At 62.7% G+C, this 20,642-nt stretch carries 20 protein-coding genes; 8 read left to right on the forward strand and 12 right to left on the reverse strand.

Features of this window, described 5'->3' with window-relative positions; genetic code table 11:
• Positions 1-254 precede the first annotated feature (254 nt).
• Positions 255-857, reverse strand: a complete 603-nt coding sequence (locus ABD727_RS04755; protein ID WP_344706235.1) for a hypothetical protein — start codon at positions 855-857, stop codon at positions 255-257.
• A gap of 73 nt (positions 858-930) precedes the next feature.
• On the opposite strand from ABD727_RS04755, the gene ABD727_RS04760 reads away from it, so the two are divergent.
• The gene (locus ABD727_RS04760; RefSeq protein ID WP_344706236.1) at positions 931-1,134 is read left to right on the forward strand and encodes a helix-turn-helix domain-containing protein; all 204 of its coding nucleotides are present in this window, start codon (positions 931-933) and stop codon (positions 1,132-1,134) included.
• Here ABD727_RS04760 and ABD727_RS04765 read toward each other — a convergent pair.
• Entirely contained in the window at positions 1,127-1,420 is a 294-nt protein-coding gene (locus ABD727_RS04765; RefSeq protein WP_344708095.1) for a hypothetical protein, read from the reverse strand. The genes ABD727_RS04760 and ABD727_RS04765 overlap by 8 nt on opposite strands.
• A gap of 995 nt (positions 1,421-2,415) precedes the next feature.
• On the opposite strand from ABD727_RS04765, the gene ABD727_RS04770 reads away from it, so the two are divergent.
• The 6 genes from ABD727_RS04770 to ABD727_RS04795 all read left to right on the forward strand — a co-directional run bounded on the left by ABD727_RS04770 (position 2,416) and on the right by ABD727_RS04795 (position 11,035).
• Complete coding sequence (locus tag ABD727_RS04770; protein WP_344706237.1) at positions 2,416-4,659, forward strand: hypothetical protein; 2,244 nt, start codon at positions 2,416-2,418, stop codon at positions 4,657-4,659.
• 1 nt (position 4,660) lies between these two features.
• Entirely contained in the window at positions 4,661-6,211 is a 1,551-nt protein-coding gene (locus tag ABD727_RS04775) for a hypothetical protein (RefSeq protein WP_344706238.1), read from the forward strand.
• A 53-nt stretch (positions 6,212-6,264) separates the two neighbouring features.
• Complete coding sequence (locus tag ABD727_RS04780; RefSeq protein ID WP_344706239.1) at positions 6,265-7,164, forward strand: hypothetical protein; 900 nt, start codon at positions 6,265-6,267, stop codon at positions 7,162-7,164.
• Positions 7,165-7,220: 56 nt separating this feature from the next.
• Positions 7,221-8,462, forward strand: coding sequence for a serpin family protein (locus ABD727_RS04785; protein WP_344706240.1), 1,242 nt, complete (start codon positions 7,221-7,223; stop codon positions 8,460-8,462).
• A 14-nt stretch (positions 8,463-8,476) separates the two neighbouring features.
• Positions 8,477-9,946 carry an META domain-containing protein gene (locus ABD727_RS04790; RefSeq protein WP_344706241.1) on the forward strand — a complete coding sequence of 490 codons (1,470 nt, stop codon included), beginning with the start codon at positions 8,477-8,479 and terminating at the stop codon, positions 9,944-9,946.
• A gap of 648 nt (positions 9,947-10,594) precedes the next feature.
• Positions 10,595-11,035, forward strand: coding sequence for a hypothetical protein (locus ABD727_RS04795; protein WP_344706242.1), 441 nt, complete (start codon positions 10,595-10,597; stop codon positions 11,033-11,035).
• Between the two features lie 917 nt (positions 11,036-11,952).
• On the opposite strand, the gene ABD727_RS04800 is transcribed toward ABD727_RS04795, so the two are convergent.
• The 5 genes from ABD727_RS04800 to ABD727_RS04820 all read right to left on the reverse strand — a co-directional run bounded on the left by ABD727_RS04800 (position 11,953) and on the right by ABD727_RS04820 (position 16,405).
• A complete protein-coding gene (locus ABD727_RS04800; protein ID WP_344706243.1) occupies positions 11,953-12,318 on the reverse strand; it encodes a YidH family protein in 366 nt (121 codons plus the stop codon).
• 10 nt (positions 12,319-12,328) lie between these two features.
• Positions 12,329-13,243, reverse strand: coding sequence for a L,D-transpeptidase family protein (locus ABD727_RS04805; protein ID WP_344706244.1), 915 nt, complete (start codon positions 13,241-13,243; stop codon positions 12,329-12,331).
• A 98-nt stretch (positions 13,244-13,341) separates the two neighbouring features.
• Positions 13,342-14,694: a DUF2254 domain-containing protein gene (locus tag ABD727_RS04810; RefSeq protein WP_344706245.1), complete on the reverse strand. Its 1,353-nt coding sequence runs from the start codon at positions 14,692-14,694 to the stop codon at positions 13,342-13,344.
• On the reverse strand, positions 14,691-15,437 hold the full coding sequence (locus tag ABD727_RS04815) for a hypothetical protein (RefSeq protein ID WP_344706246.1): 747 nt from the start codon (positions 15,435-15,437) through the stop codon (positions 14,691-14,693). The genes ABD727_RS04810 and ABD727_RS04815 overlap by 4 nt, the downstream gene beginning before the upstream one ends.
• Complete coding sequence (locus tag ABD727_RS04820) at positions 15,434-16,405, reverse strand: mechanosensitive ion channel family protein (RefSeq protein ID WP_344706247.1); 972 nt, start codon at positions 16,403-16,405, stop codon at positions 15,434-15,436. Before ABD727_RS04820 ends, ABD727_RS04815 begins: the two co-directional genes overlap by 4 nt.
• 79 nt (positions 16,406-16,484) lie before the next feature.
• Between ABD727_RS04820 and ABD727_RS04825 the strand changes: the two genes are divergently transcribed.
• Complete coding sequence (locus tag ABD727_RS04825; protein ID WP_344706248.1) at positions 16,485-17,276, forward strand: ion transporter; 792 nt, start codon at positions 16,485-16,487, stop codon at positions 17,274-17,276.
• An 89-nt stretch (positions 17,277-17,365) separates the two neighbouring features.
• On the opposite strand, the gene ABD727_RS04830 is transcribed toward ABD727_RS04825, so the two are convergent.
• The 5 genes from ABD727_RS04830 to ABD727_RS04850 all read right to left on the reverse strand — a co-directional run bounded on the left by ABD727_RS04830 (position 17,366) and on the right by ABD727_RS04850 (position 20,594).
• The gene (locus tag ABD727_RS04830) at positions 17,366-18,376 is read right to left on the reverse strand and encodes an HWE histidine kinase domain-containing protein (protein WP_344706249.1); all 1,011 of its coding nucleotides are present in this window, start codon (positions 18,374-18,376) and stop codon (positions 17,366-17,368) included.
• A gap of 477 nt (positions 18,377-18,853) precedes the next feature.
• Complete coding sequence (locus ABD727_RS04835) at positions 18,854-19,138, reverse strand: TehB family protein (protein WP_344706250.1); 285 nt, start codon at positions 19,136-19,138, stop codon at positions 18,854-18,856.
• On the reverse strand, positions 19,135-19,518 hold the full coding sequence (locus ABD727_RS04840) for a group III truncated hemoglobin (protein WP_344706251.1): 384 nt from the start codon (positions 19,516-19,518) through the stop codon (positions 19,135-19,137). The genes ABD727_RS04835 and ABD727_RS04840 overlap by 4 nt, the downstream gene beginning before the upstream one ends.
• 1 nt (position 19,519) lies before the next feature.
• Positions 19,520-19,879 (reverse strand): response regulator, encoded by a 360-nt coding sequence (locus ABD727_RS04845; RefSeq protein ID WP_344706252.1) that lies wholly within the window; start codon positions 19,877-19,879, stop codon positions 19,520-19,522.
• A gap of 25 nt (positions 19,880-19,904) precedes the next feature.
• A complete protein-coding gene (locus ABD727_RS04850) occupies positions 19,905-20,594 on the reverse strand; it encodes an alternative oxidase (protein WP_344706253.1) in 690 nt (229 codons plus the stop codon).
• Positions 20,595-20,642: the final 48 nt, after the last annotated feature.

Consider the following 20,642-nt stretch of genomic DNA (forward strand, 5'->3'; position numbering starts at 1 on the left):
GTTCGCATCAGAGCTTTGGCATTCCGGCCGCAAAGTTGCAGACATAAAACTTTGGCAGGGTCGAGCAATGGACGAACCTAAGTGACCTAAGAAATCTCTGTGGTTGGCGCCGTCAGGGTGCCTCTCGTGCTTACTCTGACATAGGAGATGGGTTGTAAGCAGGCCCAAGTGCAACATTCTGTGTGCGTTGAGATCGGACGTTCAGCATACAGGAAGGAACTGGTCAGCGGTTGCACGAAATTGCCGTCATGCACTTAGTTGGCGTTGGGAAGACGCACGTCGAGATCTTCTGGCATTCGAATGCACAGTAGTTCGCAGGCACTTCGAATGATTCCAAGTTTGGTCTGATTCGAAATGTTCAGTCCCACAGACCAACCTGGAGCGATCTCGACAGCGCGAGCAAGATGGGGCTGGGCTGGATTAATCTCCTCCGGCGACTGACCAATATGGTTGATCTTGGTGCCCCTTACGGCTCTCGCGAGCTCCGGTAGGTTTTCTTCATGTCCCACGAGCATGGAGCGTAAGATCTCGACAAGCGCCACGCTTGCGTTTGGCGCTGTCCGCACGTCACCGCGGTAGGTAAAGGTGATCGTCTTTTCGCCGCTTGTTTTGGCTAGAGCGGTGTTGCTGACGGTAGCCGCAGCTTCGTCGGTCGCGGACCTAGCTGAGCGGCTGCTGACTGGGGCAGGGGAGGAGGTGCCACTTGCGCTGAATGATTGTGCCTTGAGGTTGCGCAAAAATCGGATCACCTCATCCTGCGCCGGCTTGTAACCACATAGCGCTTCGGCCTTGTCGATCAGAGCCTCGAGTAGCTGCTCGTGCACTTCGTTGGTCAGTTCGCGCCAGGCCTGCGGCAAGATGCCAGCCGCTAACTGGTATGTCACTCATCGTCTGTAGATCGTTCGTCGACATGCGCGTCTCTGCCGCAAGGTGGATGTCCAGCAACGCCTTGCCGCCAATCTGCGCCGCTTGCGTCAAGAGCGCGGCCTCAGCCAAGAGGCCTTTGCTGACGAGGCTGGCGTTTACCGTACCTATGTCAGTGATCTTGAGCGCGCCGCCCGTAACCCGACGATACGGGTAGTAGAGACGCTCGCCAGGGCGCTAGGAGTGACTGTGTCGGATCTGCTTAGCTAAGGTGTAAGCTGCCTCGAGGCAGGAGAGCTCGCATTAGCCCGACGTGCTCACCAGCGAGCACAATCTCCTCTTCAAGCTTGGTGAGCACTTTGTCACAGCCGCTGTCGCTGACCCCGGCAAGCAAAGCTGCCTCAGCGCTGGCCTCTTCAAGGATGCCGGCAAGCTCACTTCCGAGCTGATTAAGGCGGTCGCGGTGGTCTAAATGCATGAGGCGCACGAAGCGGGGAATCGAGCGAGAAGTCGAGCCGCAGCTTTGAGAGAGTGAAGGGGTACTGTCGAATTCCACATCGAGGTTCCTGCGGCCAGCCAAGTCTCACCGCCGGGCTCTTGCCTGAAACCAGTTGGCGAAATCTTGCGTCTGATCTTAGTGGTTAACGGGCCGGCCGCTCTCGGCTTGAAATCGGCTGAAGGTGGTACGACTCGCCGTGGCGGCAGCAATGCGCCCATCACGGACGCTCACGCGGATTATGCCGGCACCCGTGAGCGGACGTTCCTTCAGCTTAGTGAACAATACCTGGAACCGGCCTAAAGCAGACATCAGCTGCAGCCGGTAGTTGGCCGCTGCAGAAGCCACAGACGACCTTCTGTTCAAGCCGTGCGCCACCTCGGAACAGCGAAGGTGCTGACAGGTTGAACCAGCATGAAGCGCTTTGTGCTTGTGACCTCGATCGTTCTTGCTGCGGCGTTGACCAGTTGCACAGGACAGGTTGGTAGTGTTCCGACGGCTAAACCGCCACCGGTTCAGACGATGACCGTTCCCGGTCTCACACCGATCGTGCCGCTCCGCACTCGGCCGGACGGCACACCCTCCCTAACGGTTTCGCCGCCCGCGCACTGGGTAAGCAGCTGGGAAGCCGGTGAAGACACTCGCCGTCACTATCTGCGCGGTGATGGAGTGGTCATGACGATTGAGACTTGGGCTTATCCGCCCACCTGGGAATGCCGCAGTGCCGGTTGCGGACTGTCGAGCCTCTTAGTCGATGGCGTCGCGGCCAAGTTGCTCCGTTGAAGCGGTCCCAAAGCCTGAACGTATTCATTCCGCGCCGAGGAGATCCGACCGGTCGCGGCGTCTCGGTCTGGGCGACGTGCGCCTCCAAAGAAGGTTGTCGCATGGCTGAGCAAGCCATCGCCTCTATTCGGGGCATCTGACCGCCGACAAAGCCCTTGATTTCTGAATGGCGTCTGCGTTGGTAGCGTGCCAAATCTAGGGAGAGCGTCACTCCTGATAAGTTATTGGCTTTGTTCAGTTTCGCTTAAATTGCACCAAGACAAAGCCGACCCATGCTCGCTACCCTCCTCGTCGCCGCAGCAGCTGCCCAGGCCGCGCCACCGCCGAAGCTCGCGGAGAAGTGCCCGAAGCTATCGGCGGCCGAGCGGGCTGACATCGAAGCACCAGACAAGTTCGAGTTTGGATCGCAGCTCGCCTGGTATGCGCGCGAGCAATGCGTTCCAATGAGCGAAGCGCGACGGCGCATGAATCTACAGGCGATCGCCCCATCGCCCGCCTTGGTAGAGGCGATCAAGGCAAATGAGGCGGCGACCTTCGCCGGGCTGTGGATTCAACACCAGCCAACCTACGGCGTGGTCGTTGCTTTCACTCGCGACGCCGCGAAGACACTGGCGAAATATACGCGCGACCCACTTTACATTCCGGTCGACCGCCCGGCAGCAAGCGAGCGCGACCTCAACGAAGCGCGGCTGCGCATCGGGCGCGAACTGGCGCGCTTCGGAGCCAAGCCCGGCGTGGCGTTTGTCGACGTCATGAAGGGCACGGTCGAGCTCGGCTATTCGGGCGACCTTTCGGCCTTCAATGCCGCCGTGGCGCGGGGCGAAGTGGCGCTCCCGTCCTACGTTCGGCTGACTGGGCCACGACCTTTGCCGGCAGCGCCGGAACTTCCGGCCGGCTGGCGTGACACGGTGAAGGCGTTCCCGACGGTGCGCGGCCGCACCGGCAACGGCCCCGAGCCAGACATCCTGATCAGCGGGATGATGGTTTTGGAGAACGGCTGCCTTCGGCTCAAGCAGGGGGACGGGCCTAGTCGGCTGATCGTCTGGCCGGCCGAGGCGGCGCTGGAGATTAAGGACGGCAAGCCGGTCGTCATTCATCGCCTGAGCGGCGAACGTGTGCCGGTGGGGCGAATCCGCCTTGGTTTCAAGATGCGCTCGCCGGTCGACGTGACGGAAGTCGACGGACTGAGTGCGGCGTGCCCGGGCCCTTACGTCTATGCTGGCAGCTTCGGATCGATGGCCAAGTATGACGCGCAGGACCGCGAGGAGCGGATCACCTGGTTCATGCGCGAAGAGAAGATGACACGGGGGCAGGCCGAGGCTGCCGAGCGTGCTGCACAGGCTCGGGCCCCTCGCTGGACGGCACTACGCAAGAACTTGGCTGATCAGCAACCCGAAGCCTTCGTCAGCCTTTATGCCACCGTTGACGGGGCAACGCTGCAGTGGGCGGGCACGAGCGCGCAGGCACTGGCGGCCGTTCCCGCTGATCTGCGTGCACTCGTTTCCGTGCAGATCGTGCCTAAGCTGATCGCCGAACTAAACGCGGCTGCAGCGGATGTGCGCGCCCAGCTCAAACGTAATGGTCTCAAAGGCGAGGTGCAGGTGATGGAAGGTGCCGGGCGACTCTACCTGTCTGGTCCTGATCTGCCAATGCTAAGCCGGGCTGCTTTGGCGGGGTCGCTTAAGCTTCCGCCAGTCGTCCAGGTGGTCAGCAATGGAGCGTCATTTGACGGTTACCTCGACAAGTTCAACCAGTCAGCAAACGCTGCTCTCGAAGCGGCACCCGACTTTGCGGCAATCCAGGCGCTAATCCAGGACACTTGGCTGCCGGGCGTGCAGTATGCGGATCGGGTCGGGCCGCGCCGAAAGCCGGGTCCGGGCGAAGCCCGCGATGACGCTCGAATGTTGGTCGCGCTCGGCTGGACTGCCGAGGATCTGAAGCGCCATCGTGCGGCCGGCTTCGATCCGGTCGCCGCGTGGGGCCAGATCAACATGCTGGTCGGCCCGGAGATGCTGGCCGCAAGCCTGCGCGACACGGTAGTCGCCGAGTTGGTGCGCCTGGTGCCGGAGCGGCTTGGAGATGGCAGCCGGACAACGGCTGAGTTCCGGATTGTCGAGTCGCTGAAAGGCGCGGCGAAGATCGGTGAGATAGTCCGGGTGCGTCTGATCAGTGGCTATGATGCCGACGGCACCTTCCAGCAGGCCGGCGATGAGCCAATTGCTCTGCCGGGACTGCCCGGCTCGTTGAGCAACGGGTCGCGCTGGATGCTCTTCTTGTCTCCGACCTTCAACGATCATCGCGCGCGGCTGAGCGGCGGACGCTCGCGCCCCGGCGACCAGGTCAGCTTCCGCGCCTTTATTCCGGTCGACGGAGACGCCCTTGACTTGCGCTACGTCTCGGACTCGTGGCCGAGCAGCCTGGCCAAGGTGCGGGCGGCGCTGGTGCCGGTCGACCGCGCGTTCAATGCGGCCGAGGCGCAGAACCCCGGCAAGGTCGCAGCGCGGAGGCTGCCTTGACATGTGGTCCCTTACCCCCAATCTTGATCACCGTCTGAGATTGCTTAGCCGATCGTGGGCAGCCCTGGGGCTGTTTGCCGCGGCTCTCCTGATCGCCGAGCCGGCGCATGCCTGCCAGTATTCACAGGTGCTTGAGCCGGTCGGTCACGCCTCCGCTGAGTTCTTCACCAAGCGCATGGCACCCGAGGCGACGTTCGTTGATGTGGCCGTCGCAGAGGAGATCCACCCAGCCTTCGGGGGTGCGCGGCCGCCTGCACCAACGGTCTACTCCACAACTTTTCGCGTGATCTATCGTCTGAAGGGCCAGTCGCCCGACCGACTCTCGCTCTACGTCCATCAGCTGAAAACCGGTGACCCGATCCCGGAGCCCAAGCACTTTGTCGATGATCAGGGCCGGGTGTCGCCCTATCCTTATCCACACGAAGTCGACCCCAAGTCACCGTTCATCACGAACAGCTGCGACCCGGGTTTCCTCGGCGTCAAAGCTGGCCAGGCTTATGTCATCTTCCGGGAGGCCGATGGTCGGCTGCTTGGCGCCGTGCCGACCCACGAGGGACGCAGCGAGCGCGCCTTCCCACTAATGCCTGTGACCTTGGATGAAAGCTTTGGCTGGCTCTACTCCGCCGTGATTGCGACTGCCGGCCAGAAGCCTGAGAGCGTTGCAAGGCAACCCTCGTCCAATTTGATGGCCGTTCGCTTCCGAACCGGCCTGAGTGCCGGCGAAGCCGAGCGTTGGACCCGAGCGGCGGCGGTCCGTCCGGTCGCGGTGAGCATTGCGAGGGGCAAGCTGATCGAGGAAAGCCGCGGGCCGCTCGAGCAGGCGGACGCCTCGCTGATCCCCTATGCCATGCAGGCATCCGCAGCGAACCGGGGTCGCTATCTTCGTGCGCTTGCCGCCCAGTTCCTGGACGAGACCGACGAGCGGCTAGAGCTTGACCTTGCGCTGCAGCAGGAGGCCGACCTGCTTTTCCAGTCCGCCGCGGCAGAGCCGGACGGTGCTGCACCTGCTCGGGTGATCGCAATTGAGGTGACCGGAACGCCGCAGGCGCTCGCCAAGCTTGCACGCAACCCGCAAGTGGCGGGTGTGGCGGCGGGCTTTGAGGTGCGTGGAAGGACTGGTGCCGATCCTCTGGTCGGACGGGCAGCACCGGTGCGGCCGTGGACTGGATCCGACCGGCGCGAGACTGGGCCCAGCCTGCGGGCGCGGCTCCGCGCGCTGGCGGACGGCAGGCCCTTGCCCGAGCCTGTCCTGATCCCGCCAACCCCGCCGGTCGATCCGTTCTCCTTTACCGGCTGCATCCGCATCGGCGAAGCCGACGCGCTGGCGCTTGGGCACCCGCTGTTTACCCAGTTCGGCAGCTTCCGCCTCTATGCCCCGAGCACGACCGACTGCACCCGCACGGCCACCGCCCTGACCTGCCGCTTGCCCGCGCAGAGCGCCGTCCGGCTAGACGCAGGGACAAGGGTCGGCGGCTTTCGCGTCGGTCCGCGGCCAGCGGTGTTCGAGCTCAAGGAGGGTACGATCAGCTGTCGCCGCGAGGGTGCGCAGTGACAAGGGATCGGCGCATGCTTGGCAGCTGGCTGATTGGGCCCATTGCTGTGCTCATGGCGACGGGTTGCTCGAGTGAGCCGCCTCCGCCCGGCAGGGCCGGAAAGCCGGTCACCTCGCTCGACGAGATCGCCGGGTCCTGGGACATCGCCCGATTTGAGCGCTACACGCCGACACGTCTGCACGGCGGAATAAGGCGCGCGTTCGTGGAAGTCGGGCAGAAGGGCCTGTCCTACAACATCGAGTGCAATTACTCGGGCAACCCTGCGCACATCGACAGCTCCGGCACGCTGCACGACGACGACGGTGAGCTCCGAACGTCCACCGCCATGCTGTGCGAACCGCTCAAGGATCGCCGTGAGGGCGCGCTGTTCGGGTTCTTCGGCTCCAAGCCGACGGTGCGCTGGATGGAGAACGGCCGTCTCCAGATGTCCAATGGGCGCACCCAGCTCATCCTCGAACGACCCGTTCAGCGTCGGCTCGCCAACCTTGTCCCTCCGCGAGAACTGGCGGGCCGCTGGGTTCCGCAGATGGCTACTCAGCTCCACGAGGGGAACGGCTATAGCGGCAGCGGCTTTCACCAGCCCGCGCTAGTGGTCATCACTCCGCACAGTCTCGGCTATTCCGGTTGCGGTGGAGCGCGCTTCACCTTCCGCTACACGCAGGACGGCCGCATGGCCGATGTCGTTGAACAAGGTCGTGCCGAATGCGGCAGCGACTCGCCGAGCGCGACTCTGCTGAAGATCGTGCGCGACAATCCGCTCGTGGAGCGTGATGCCAGCGGTCTCGCGCTGACAGCAGGAGACCTAGTCGTGAACCTTGAGAGTGAGGCCGAGGTGCGCCGCCGAAGTGCGCCAGTCACTCCGCCGTCAGGTGGGCCGCAGGCCGAGGCCGCGCCTCCGCTTTCACCTACAACACCACCGCCTCCTCCTCCCGCTGCAAGACAGGATCGATGACGATGAAAGCGCTTATGGCACTCGGCTGCTGCTTGGCCTTGAGTTCCTGCGCACCCATGCAGTCCACGCAAGCCGCCGCTGATCCTCCACGCCGTGCGGCAGGAGCGGCAGAGAAGGCGATCCCTTGGGATCTAACTCAAGGCCTCGGCTATTTCGCCGCGCGGTTCTACAAGCCCCTCACAGACGAGGCGGGTCCGAACGCCAACCTGTTCATCTCGCCATTGTCGCTCTCGCAGGGACTTGGCCTGGCCTGGCTCGGGGCTCGGGGGCAAACGGCCGAGGAAATGCGAGCCGTGCTTGGCTGGTGGGAAGGCAACCCCGCAACACTGACTTCGCGCTACAACATCTTTCTCCTGAAGACCGACGATCCCAAGGTCGAGATGCGCATCGCCAATGCGCTCTGGCTCGCCGAGTGGCTGCCGGTCCGCTCTGAGTATCTCGCTGCCGCCCGCGACGCCTACGATGCCGCGCCGGAGACAGTGAACTTTGCCCGCGCGCCGGATGCAGCGCCCGATCGGATCAACGGCTGGGTTTCCGACTGGACCAGGGGGCGGATCCCGAAGATCGTCGTGCCCGACCAGTTCAACGATCTCACGGCCGCGGTGCTGACCAACGCCGTCTACTTCAAGGCCGACTGGCAAACCCCCTTCGTCGATGGCGCTGAAGCGACCTTCACCACCGGCAGCGGCTCGAAGAAGCCCATCTACCTGATGGAGCGGATCGGCCCAATGCAATATCGAGAAAACAGCGAGGGCCAGGCGGTCGTGCTGCCCTATGGCAACGGTCGCTTCGTGATGGAAGTCTTCCTGCCGCGTGATGCCGCGACGCTCCGGCAGTGGGAGCAGAAGCTCCACGGCTCGACCTTCCAGCTGAGCGAGCAAGGCAGCGACGAACGGTTCGATCTGGGAGCAGCCAAGCGGCAAACTGTTCTGCTCCGGCTCCCGCGGTTCGAGGCTCGGTTCAACCAGAGCGTCAATGAGGCGCTCGCTGCCGCTGGAATGCCGTGCGCCTTCCGCAAGGATTGCGCCGACTTCTCCGGCATCGCACCCGCACCAATGAAAATTGACCGGGTGGCGCATGCGACTTTCCTGCGGGTCGACGAGCAAGGGACGGAAGCGGCTGCGGCCACGGCAGTGACGATCGTCGCAACCGGCTCCCGGATCACACCAGCCGACATTCCCCGCATGATCGTCGACCGGCCGTTTCTCGTCACCATCCGCGACCGGGCAAGCGAGGCGTTGATCTTCTTCGGGCGGATCGCCGATCCAACCGCAGTCGCGGCGAGGACCAACCCTTGAAAGCGCTAGCCTTGATGACCGCTGCGGCAGGGCTGCTGGCTTGTCAGCCAGGCGAGCAGCAAGCCGGCGCCATGACCAACAAGTCGTCGGGGGCGGAGGCGGCAACTCCGCTGGGCCAGTGGCGGATCGTCGAGATTAACGGCCAACCGGCCCGAAGTGCCAATCCTCAGGCCATGCCGAGGCTGTCGATCGGCAGCCCGAAATATGGCGACCAGTCCGGCTGCACCGAGTTCGGTGGCACGGCGCTGCTCCACGAGGAACGGCTCTATTCCAGCTGGCTGGAGGCCGATGCGAAGGGCTGCGGTAAGCTCGACGCGCAGCAGAGCGCCCTCTTTAAGCTGCTGACGAGCGCGCCGACACTCAGGGGGACCGGGACCGGTCGCCTGACTCTCTCGGCCGGTCCTTCGAGCATGGTCCTAGAGCGGATCGGACCGGCCCGAAAGGTGCTGCCGGACCCGGCCCCGAAGATGCAGCTGGCCGGCACCCGCTGGCAGCTGACCGGAGCGAACGGCGAGCTCATCACGACCGCAGCAAACTCTCCTGCGATACTGCAGTTCGAGGCTGAACAATGGACCTGGTCGGCGTCGTGCGGAACCTGGTCCGGAGAGTGGCAGCAAAACGGCAGCGCTCTGCGGCTGCACGGGCGCGGGCCGCCACCATCCTGCAACGGCAACGCCTTCGCCTCCGCCCTGCAAGAGATGATCGGAGGAGCACTCGCCTATGTTGTGGGTCCGAACGACCAGCTCGTCATCGCAGGCAAGGGCAACTTCATCGTTGGGCAGTTCACCCGCTTCACCGACCAGCAAGAGCATTCGCTGCTGACCGGCAAATGGCTGGTGCGCGCGATCGATGGACGAGCGCCTAACGTGTCGCCAACGCCGCCGAACATCATCTTCAGCAAGGCCTCCTACGGTGTATGGGACGGCTGCAACCATACCGAAGGTGTCTACCTGACCTACGGTCGTCAGCTGTTGACCCGCGACTCCGGACTAAGCACGCTGGCCAACTGCCTGCCCGAGCGAGTCAGTCCGCAGGTTCCTGCCATTGTCGGCAGCAGCCCGCAGATCGCACGGACCAAGAACGGTCTTGCGCTGATTTCCTCGCGAGGGCGGCTTGACCTCAAGCGCATCCCTGCGCGGTCCTACCCTGATGCTGCTCGCAGTGGCCTTCGCCCGGGAATGCAGATTGGGCTTGTGACCTCAGCAGGTCCAGCGCGTCTGGACCTTACGCAGCCGCGCCGGTTCAAGGTCATCCTGCCTTGTGGCGTGCTGCAAGGGCAGTGGCGCTCCGGTCAGCCCGCCCGCTTCAACCTTGACCCAGTTGAGCGGCACGCTCCCGACTGCCTTAGAACACAGGCCGATCTCGCAGACAGGATGCATGCCATGTTTCAGGGCGAGGTCCAGGCAGCGGTGGACGGCAACAACGAACATGTTCTCCTGCTCAACCGGCACGAGGTGCTCGCCGGCAGAGTGGCGGGGCGATGACGCGGCCGGCGCCACCTTGGGTTGTTCTCATCGCCGCACTGCTGCTCACTGGCGGCTGCGGGAGGAGCGGACACCGAGCACGACCGTCGCCGTTCCTGACTCTTGGCGTCCGGTCGAAATTGGCACCATCACCTTCCGCTTTCCCGGCAACCGAAAGATCGATGGCCACGACAATCTATGCGGCGTTGGAACCGCTCCGCCGAACGATTGCATCCTCTTCGACGAGGGCCCGGTTCTCACGCATCGGTCCGAGACGTTCACCCTGAGGACCAGGGACGATTACGGGGATACCGGCCCGGCCTCCGCGCAGCTTAGGTCGCCCGTCCTCATCAATGGGCGCGCGGTGCACCGCTCCTCCTCGGAAGGCGGCGCAAGCACCTACGTCGTTACCGCAGACAGCGGTGGACCTGACTCGGCAGCGCTTCTCTGGCACCAGCCGACCTATGCCCTGCTGTGGATGAGCTGCGAGGCACCAGCCGATTGCCTGCTGGCCGAGCAGGTCGCAGGGGCGGTCGTGTTCAAGTCCGCTGCCGACGCATGCCGGCAGATGGAAGCGGATCGACGCCTGGCAGCGCTGAAGAGAGGAAACCCGCCTCCAGCGCCCTCGGGCCGTTGCCGCGGCCGATGACTCGAAGCGCGCGAGTTATGATGGCATCAGCGGCGATGATGATAATTCTCTTCGGCCTGTGGTTGCGACCGCCAGGACCTGGGAAGGTCTACCACCATGAAGACGTAGACCTCGGCGGCGCGACATCGACCGCTTTGTTGATGAAGAGGCATGATTGTCTGACTCTCTCGTTTTCAGAAGAGGATATTGGCTCCAGCGAAACCGGAGCTCACACAATCGGCAGGACTTACGCCATAGCGGTAAGCAGAAGCGTGGTTTCCGGACTTGATGAGAAAGGGACGTTCCTCATCGACGAAGCAACCGGCGAGAAAGCGCGCGCTGGGGACGCCATTGATGGAGAAATCCTGCGCATGCAGAGTTCGAGCCCGCTCAAGATGTTTATGTCCCTTGCATGGTTGTATGACGGCCGCTGCGGAGCAGGTGTCGCTCTGATCCGCTCAATCGAGCGGGCACACGACTGAGGTGACGGTAGCAGGGAGAAAGTCCGGCGGATTTCCTGCGCGTAGTCGGTCACAGAAGGGCGAGATCTGAGCCCGATTTCTTACTCATTTGATGCGTGGCGCAGGAGGCGGCTCTGAGGTCTGAAATGAGGTCGCTATTGGTTTCGCTGACGCTGCTGAGCGCCTGCGCACAGGTTGATCCTCATTCCTCAGCCACGACAACCGAGACCCGGAGTCATCACGAATGGAGCAAAGCGAGGCGCTCGCTACTTACGTTGCGGCTGGGGTTCGGTCCGGTATCCCGCAGCCGACCTTTCACACGGCGAGGATGGCAGGCAAGCTGACTGTGCAAAATGGCTGTGTCGGGTTGGTCACGGGCTTGACCTTCACGACCTTGGCGTTCTCACAAGGTGAAGCGGCATGGGATAGACAGCGGCGCGCTCTTGTCGTGCGTGGTTCCACCTATGATGTTGGCACATCGTTAGAAGTGGGGGGCTCGAGTTCCGGCGAACCAGCCGTACAAGGGTTATCACCCGACGTTCCTGAGCGCTGCCGCAGTAATCCCATCTGGTACGTAGCGCCTGGTTCCGTAGGCGCTTCGGTCCAATGATCTCAGGATTGTTGCCCGAGTAAATGTGCAAAAGCTTGCCGAAAGCATCGCCTCGGCACGATGTCGCCATTTTTTGATCTCACGCTCCCAAACCGGACCTTCCGCTCCCGGCCGCTGACCGACGCTCAGGGTAGCCGGACCTCGTGTCCGATGGTGGTGGCAAGCGGACCGGCAGCTTTCGGGTGAGCGATGTCGATAAGCTGCCGTTCGTTCAGGCTGGCCAAGAAGTCGGCTTAGCGCCCCTTGCGGACGTTCTTTGACGTCGCGCGAGCGCCTGAAAGCGGACCCGCGTCTACGTTGACCATGGTCCGGGACCTCATGCTCGCCTTCAGTTGATCCGCACGGTCCAGATTGCGATCACGAGGGCGCCAGCACCCGTGGAGACCAACCAGGCGAAGAGGCGCAAGTTGATGCCTTTGGCTGCTGCCACTACATGAGGCTCAAGACGAGCAAGGACTGCGGCCGCACGTCGCTGAGCTGCTATGATCACCAGCACCGCTAGCAGCAGGAAGCCGGTCGCGATCGCACGCGGTATCCAGGCTGGCTCCATGGTTGGATACAGCCCCTTGAAGCCTACGCCGATCGCCACGCAGGCGAGGCTTGTGCGCATCCAGCTATCGAAGGTCCGCTCGTTGGCAAGTATCGTACGATCTTCGGCGAGATTATCCCGGGACAAGTCGTCAGTACGAGGCATGGTCCGGGTCCTACGTGAAGATGACCACGGTCCCGGGCTTAACCGCCCCGCCCAACTCGGCCGCGTCCCAGTTGGTCAGGCGCACGCAGCCGTGACTGGCGGTCTTGCCGATCAGCCTGGGGTCAGGAGATCCGTGTATACCGTAACCATCCTTGGTGAGGTCGATCCATGTTCCGCCGACTGGATTATTCGGACCTGCCGCGATGGTCAGGCGCTGGTCTGGGCCCCAGTCACGCCCGGACGGGTCGAAATAGTAGGTCGGGGCCGGCGCGACGGCCCTTACTTCCATGCTGCCATCAGGGGAGGGGAAGCGATCGCTGCCGATGGTGCCGGGATAACTGGCGAGGAGCTTGCCGTTATCGCTGAAGGCGCGAACTTCGGACCTGCCCTTGTCCACTTCGATCCGAGCCACCTTACTCTCAAGTTCGTCCTTCCCCGGGCGCACGACTCTGATGGACTCGCCTACAGCGAAGTTGGCACCGAGGTTCAGCCGCTTCAGCAGAGCCTGGCTCATGTGAAACTTCTCAGCCAGCGCCTCGGCGGCCGACTCAAAGCCGAGATGATCCAGCTTCGCCTGCGCTTCCATGCCGTCAGGCACGTCGACCAGCTTGGAGACATCTTCCTCTGTCACCCTATAGTCCGTCAGCAGCGGCTCGCTGGAGGAGGCCCGAAGCCTCTTCATGACTTCTGCGTCCAGCATGCCGTCTGCGGGTAGTCCTTCGGCCGTCTCGAAGGCACGCACTGCGCGGCGCGTGTTGCTGCCTTGCCGCCCGTCGATCACGCCGGGTGAGTGATGGTGGCGGTCGAGCAGGATCTGCGCTTCCAGCACCCAATCCGGTGAGGAGGGCTGAGCAGCAGCAGCGGCAGTGGGGGTGCCGGCGACGGCGACAAGCGCCGCGACAGGCAAAGCGAAGTGGAAAGGCACCGATAATCTCCAAATGGCGAGATGTGGCGCGCTTTGAGCGCGCGACCTGTCTTGAGAACGCCCGGGCGGCGTAACCGTTCTGAGTTGTTGCTTGGAAATCAGGCGCTTCCGCCAAGCCAGTCCGCTTGCCGAGCATCGATCTGGCCGGCGCCGCGCGACAGCAGGCTCTGCAGCGCCGTTGCGCGCGCCTGCACTTCGCGGCCGTTGGGCCCGTCGAGCTGCTCCGCCGCCAGTTCGGCAAAGCGGTTCGTTTCCGCGCGGAGTGTGTCGATCTGGTCTGGATGGCGACAAGCGGCAGCGACCTCGCCCATCACACGAAGCAGGTGCAGGGCGGCGAGGGTGTCGGCGGCGGCATATTGCCGAACCCGGCCAAAGCTTCGATCGACAAAGAAGCGGAAATCGTCGGAACTGGTGATCAGCCTGGGAGTGCCTTTCTTGTCCAGGCGGATCGCGCCGGGCAATTCGCGGGTTGCGAACTCCGTTCCGCCGGCGCCAAGCCAGTCAAAACAGGTCACCGCCGTCATCGAATCGTTCACGCCGGGCGACAGCGCACGGGCGGCGATCTCGACCAATTCGCTGACCAGGAACATGAGGTCATGTTCCGGGGTGCGCTTGGCCCCCACGGTGAAGCAGGCTCGCAGTTCATCGCAATGCTCGTCCGTCCAATTCTCCGACGGCGCGATGTCAGCCAGTCCGCGTCCTTCCATGACGAAGTCGCCCGGCCGATAGCGGAGGCGGATCAGCACGTCTGCTTTTCGTGCAAGATCGATCAAATCGTCGCCATCCAGCGCCTGGATGTAGCCGGTCGAATGACTGGTCGTGACCTGGACCTTGCCTGTGAGCTGAGGGGTAGGTGACTGGTTCTCCGCCCCCGCTTCACCGATCAGCTTGGGAAAGCGGATCCGGGCATCCTCAACCAACTGGCGACCGATCTTCTCGACCACATGGTTGATGTGGATGCTCTGCAGCACGTGGTGAATGAAGTAGATCAGCACGCCGATGGAGCAGACCGCCAGCAGCATGGCCACGATCACCGAATATTGCGGGACGAAATCTTCTTCGCCGCCGCGGATCGTGCGCAGCACCATCAGGCTGTAGAGGAAGGTGGCAATGAAGGTACCAAGGGTGATCGTATTGCCGCGATCGCTCATGAAGTTGGTGAGCACGCGCGGACCATATTGGCTCGACGCGTAAGACAGGGCGACGATGGTGATGGAGAAGACCACGCCGGCTACCGTCACCATCGATCCTGCGATCGTCGACAACACCTCGCGCGCACCGTCCGAGCGAACCTGCTGATACCAGCCCAGACCCTCGATCCAGCTGGTGCTGAGACTGGCGTCGACCCAGATCATCAGGGCGCCGAGCAGGATGCCGAGGAGGGCCATGACACTCGGCACGAACCAGTAGCTCGACCGAACTGCGCTGAGGTGAGCTCGAAGCCGGTTCATGCGGTCAGCAGCAGCAGGGCCGCGTAAGCCGTGGCGCCAAGCGCGAAGGCCGAGAAGCGGCTTTGCCGGTCCTCAGGCAATTCCTCCTTCAGAACGTTCAGGATGACGCCGCCGGCGAGGAAGGCGAACAAGGCGCTGAGCAGCAGGGCAGAAACGTTCGTGACAAGGCCAAGCAGCAGCCCGGCAAGGGGAGCCGCTGCCAGCACCCACCGACCATAGCGATGATAAGTATCGCCGTGCTGCTGCCTCAGCCCTTGATCGTTGACGATGAAGTGCAGGCTCATCGCAACGCCGTAAATGATGAGCCCGCGAAGGTCCGTCTCCTCCCGGTGCAGAAGCAGGTAGCCGATCAGCACATTGTAGAGGGCAAAGGCGCCAAGATGCACCCAGAAGACAGCAAGTGGGGTCTGTTGCCCTTCGCCGCCTGACTGCGGCCTGCTCTTGGAGCGTGCAAAGCGCTCCACGCCGTAGAAGAGACCAAGACCGAAGAGGGCAATCAGGTAGGCATGGCTCTCGATTGCGCCCAGCAACCCTGCGTCACGCGCCCGCTCGCCGATCACCTCCTGGTGTTCGGCCAATTCGGGGAGCAGGTGCACGAACACATAGGCGACCGACACGCCGCCCGCCGCCGACAGCCATGCGCTTCGCGGCGTCCTCGACAGAAAGGTAAGCTTGCCGCCGAAAACATGGACGACCACAAAGGCAGTCACAATCAGCAGGATGAAGAGCGTTGTCGGGTTCAAGCCGACAAGCCCTTCTGCTCGACGGTGAGCACCGGCACCCTGGTGATCTCATAGGTCGCCGATGCAATGCCGATCCCTGCCTGATCGAGCCGATCAAGGATCTCGCGGCTCATGGCGTCCTTGATCTCGCGGGTGCCATGATCCGGCGACAGAAAGCGCACTGCCAGCTCCAGCCAATTGTCGGTCAGTCGCCAATACACCTTGGGTGCGACGTCACCGATGCGAATGCCATAGCGGCGCTCGAGCTGAGCGATGTGGTGCTGAGGGATCTCATTATCCTGCACCGCATGGCGCTGTGCTGCCTCCAGCAGGATCGTCTCCGCCGTTGCGCGATCGTCCCGGTAGCTGACCGGCAGGCGGATCTCCTCCCACACGTAGGGAAAATCATAGGTGTAATTGTAGATCGGCTCGTCGAAGATCTTGTCGTTGCTGACGGTGACGATGCGACCGGTGAACTGGCGCGAATGCACCCACATGGCAGGCTCGGCCGAGTTCACGGGCGGTGGCTGGCCCATTTCCAGGATCTTGGTTTGCATAAAGGACAAGGCGATCACGTCGCCGCGCACCCCGCCCATGACGATCCGGTCACCCACATTGAAGGTCTTGCCGCGCAGGATCACGAAGTAGCCGGCAACGGCGGTGATGACCCGCTGCAGCGCGAACGCGACACCGGCGGTGACGAGGCCCAGCCCGGTGGTCAGGCGAGCGGGATCGTCGAACCAGATGGAGACAATGCCGAGCACCAGGATGGCGCCGGCGAGGAGCCCGACTGCCTGCCGCGACCAGAAGCGGACCTTGCCTGCGCCGAGGCGCTCGCCGGGCGTACGCGCAAGCATCCGCCGTACGATTGTCGAAAAGGATAGCACCACCGCCACCAGCGCGATGGTGAGAAGCAGTTTCTTGCCATTCTCCGGCGTTGCGCCGACCAGCGTGATGCCGAAGAGTTCGAGTGCGTTACCTGCCGTCAATCGACGCCTCCTCCCCAAGGAGACGGACGAGAGGGTCGGTTTGTTTCAAACGGAACGGACTGCCGGACGCTCGCTTGAGGTGAGGAAGACTGACCGGGAGATAGACATGACAGCGACGGCGGAACGGTGGGGCGTTCTCGAAGAGCTCGATAGGTGGCTTCGCGTACCCATGGCAATCCTGGGACTTGCGTGGCTGCTCCTGGTCCTGACTGAGCTGGTCTGGGGCGAAAGCCAGTTGTTCGAACTGGCCGGCACGGTCATCTGGATCATCTTCATCGCCGAGTTCGCGATCCGACTCCTGCTCGCCCCCGACCGATCCACCTTTCTGCGGCGCAACTGGCTCACGGCCATGGCGCTGATCGTCCCGGCGCTACGCTTCTTCCGGTCTCTGGCGGTGCTTCGTGCCGCGCGAGCGCTTCGCGGTATCAGGCTGGTGCGGATCGTCGGCACTGCCAATCGCAGCATGAACGCGCTTCGGGTGACGCTGCGCAGGCGCCGGTTCGGTTACGTGCTGATGCTGACGGCGTTGGTGGTACTGCTTGGAGCGGCGGGCATGCTGAGCTTCGAGCCGGCAGCCGACGGGGAAGGCGGGTTTACCTCATACGGGCATGCTCTGTGGTGGACTGCTATGCTGGTGACCAGCATCGGCTCCGATTTCTGGCCGCTGACGAGCGAGGGCCGCATTCTGGCCTTGCTCCTGTCCATCTACGGACTGGCGGTCTTCGGTTACATCACCGCTAGCTTTGCGAGCTTCTTTGTCGGTCGCGATGCGGCGGAGCCCGATGCGCCGGTTGCGGGCACTGCGGAGATCCAGCGCCTAGTCGAGGAGGTGCGCGAACTTCGGCTCCAGCTTGCCCGGTCCGACAGCTAGGCGCCGTGGACTCCCTCGAGCAGCTCCGGGCCGTCTTCTTGCTTGGTCAGCCGCACATGGCCAACTACTTCTTCAGTGCTTCGGACAGCCTAAGCTTCGGTGGCTTCTATTCGCTCTCTGGGTGCACAGAACAGCGCCTTCAGTCCATCCTCGGAGAGCCTGAGTCTGATTGTCCCTCCCAAGCCCTGCCAGACGCGCCTCATCAACTCCGTACCGAAGCCACGCCGATTTGGTTCAACCACACGCGGGCCGTCCATCTCGGCCCACCTCAGCTCGAAATTGCCTTTAGCGTCGATCTGCCACCGTAGTCGCACACTGCCCTTGTCGGTAGAGAGCGAGCCGTACTTGATAGCGTTGGTGGCAAGTTCGTGAAGGGTCAACGCCAATGCAACGGCAACCGAGGGCTCGATATTCAAAGCAGGTCCCTCCGCTCCGATGCGCTCGGCGGTACCCTCGAAGGGTTGCAAGGAGCGCTGGACGACCACGTCGACGCGAGGGGTCACCCAAGCCTCCTCGGCGAGGAGCTTATTAGCGTCGGTCAGTGCAGTCAGCCGTGAGTTCAAGGATTTCAGAGCACTGCTTGGAGCCACACCCCTGAGCGATCGATGGGTAATCGCTTGAACCAGCGCCAAAGTATTCTTGACGCGATGATTGAGCTCTCTTCGTAGGAGCTCATTCTGCTCCTCGATAAACCTCCGCTCAGTCTCATCACGAACGATTAGCAGCCCACCGATTATCTCGCTTTCGCGCTCGATAGCACTGTTGGTACAAGTCACTGCCACGGCTCTGCCGTCGCGCCGGTAGAAGACGTCATCGTGCAGCCGCAGCGACTGGCCTGATGCGAACACCGCGTTGAGGGGACAATCGAAGATAGGGTAAGGCGATCCGTCTGGCCGCTTGCCATGGATCAGGTTGTGTAGGCGATGGCCGGACAACTCGGATTGAGACCACCCGAACATCTCTTCAGCGGCCTTATTCGCGAACGTTGCGCGTCCTTCTCGATCGAGCACAAAAACCGCGTCAATCGCGTTCTCTGCGACGGCTCTAAAAACAATGTCCCGCGTGAACCCGTCTTCCTCTATCGTTCGATCGATCTGCATAACCGCCCCCGACGAAACAAGCTTCGGAAAACCTTTCACAAATTCAACAATGAGTCACGCTATCTTGCAGCAGGGAAGACGACGAGGGCGCACTAGCGTTCGTTCGAAGCGTCGCTATTCTCATTAGAAAGCAGCAGGCAAAACATATGGAGCGGCGTTGCGACCCTTGCGCATCCGTGTTCGAAAGACGAGCGTTCGTTGACCAGCGGTTCTCTCATTGCTTGATGAGTGACCCATAAAGCGTCACCGATGCGCAAGCTATCCGCAAGATCGTAATCATGACGACAGGGGTGTGTGCGACACTGCACGACATGGTTACAACAAGCCCGCTGCCCAGAAGATCGTGAGACTGAGTTGCGCAGACGAGGTGATGGCGATCGGTTCACAGCTTTTGCAGCGTAAGGGTTGGAAGCGGGTAGCGGTGCCATGCCTGAGCTAGCGTCCGCTTTCGGCCAAGCGCTGCCGATTGCCGGTGAGTCACCGGTAGAACTCAACCCAGAACTGGACGGGACCGGTAGGCTCGACCCGGTGGACGATGGTGGGCTCGACGACACCGGGCGCGCTCCCGGCGATGAGGTCTCGACATGAGGCAGGACGGCGCGCGTCCGTGACAAAGTAGCGGAGTCGACCCTCCTCGACATGGATCAGGCCCCAGGTGCCTTCCTTGGTCGAATGGTCCTTCAGCAGGCCGGCAGGAACCGTTGCTCCGGTGAACAGCGGCGTGCGCTTGTAGGGCTCGAGCCCAGGCGGAAGCTCCTTCATGCCGCCTTCCGGTCACGAAAGAACTGGATGCCGAGCTGCAGGCTTTCGGCGATCCGCGCCGCGCGGTCCTGAAAGGCAGCAGCAGCCTCTGCGGACAGCAGTTCGCGGCTGGTCTCTGCCCAGATCGCCAGCCAGCGGGTGAAGGCTTCCTTGCTCATCTGCTGCTCGTGCCGAACGTGAGCGGCCACCGGCTGCCCCTTGTAGCGGCCGCTGGTCAGCATCACCGAAGACCAGAAGTCCTGCAATTTCGCGAGATGGTGCGGCCAGTCCTTGATCGCACCGTCGAAGATGGGACCAAGCAGGTCATCCCGCCGGATCCGCTCGTAGAATGTGGGCACGAGACGGGCGATGTCTTCCTCGGTTACGGCGTGATCGGTCATGTCAGGCGGCCTTTTCAAGCGTGAGGAGATGGTGGAGCGCCCGGCTCACATCGTCACCAAGCAGTGGCTTTTCGACGATAGCGACACCTTTTGCCTGCGCCTGCTTGCGGTCCCGTCTGGTCGGATTGGTGACAAGAAATAAGGCGGGGACGGAGCAGCCTCTGCTGCGCAATCTTTGCAGCAGCTGAAGCGCGGTCGGCACCGTTGCCGCATCGATCACGATCGCTGCGGCAGTGGTAAGGTCGTCGTCCGGCAATGAGCCGTCCAAGGCCCGAAAGCCCTGAATGGCAAGAGCGAATTCGAGCGAGGACAGGACCGCTGCGTCGGCAACAAAGAGATGGATCTCCGGCGTTGGCAGCATGTCCCGTTCTCCTCTTCGAGCGTCTTCAGGCCGCCTGCTTCCAGTTGGGCTGGAGCTCGGCGTGGGGCGGGCATTCGGCGATCTTGCCGACGGGCAGGCCGGCGATCTCGTTGGCGAAGCCGTGGTTGACGTCGCGGTGATGGGCTTCGTCGGCCCGGACCACCAGGACCACGTCACGCAGGGTCGCCGTGTCGGCCAGGTTCCAGTAGCGCTTGGCGATCTCGGGTGCCGGCACGTTTTCGCTGCGTCCTTCGTCGATCTCGGCAAGGTAGTGGGTGTAGCTGATCACCGCTTCTTCTTCGAAATAGCCCACCACCCGGTGCGCCGTCTTCGAGCTGACCAGGTAAAGCGCGAAGAAGAACAGGTAGAAGACCCACTGCACCCCGATGATCACCGCCCGCTCGAACAGGGTGGGCTTCGAAATCTCGATAAAGGTCATCAGGTGCATGCGCTCGTTTTCGGCTTCGTCCATGAGCGTCTTGATCCAGCCCTTGTCGTCGCACATGCGGCGCAGGCAGGCGAGGTGGTTGATGGTCGCGCCGACCATTCCTGGTACCGCCGCAACCGTTTCCAGAACCACTGCACGGTGGCCGTAGCGTTCGGCGAAGAAGGTGTCGGCGGTCCAGCGCAGCATCTTGGTGAAGCCGTAGGCGATCCGGTCCGACAGGCCCTTCGGCTGATGGTGGACGCTGAGGTCGATAAACGGTGCAGTCATGGAAACTTCTCCAACTCGCGGCTTTATCGTCTGTCGTGCCGCCGATAG

This window comes from Sphingomonas swuensis (assembly GCF_039538045.1).
Taxonomy (GTDB): Bacteria; Pseudomonadota; Alphaproteobacteria; order Sphingomonadales; family Sphingomonadaceae; genus Sphingomicrobium; species Sphingomicrobium swuense.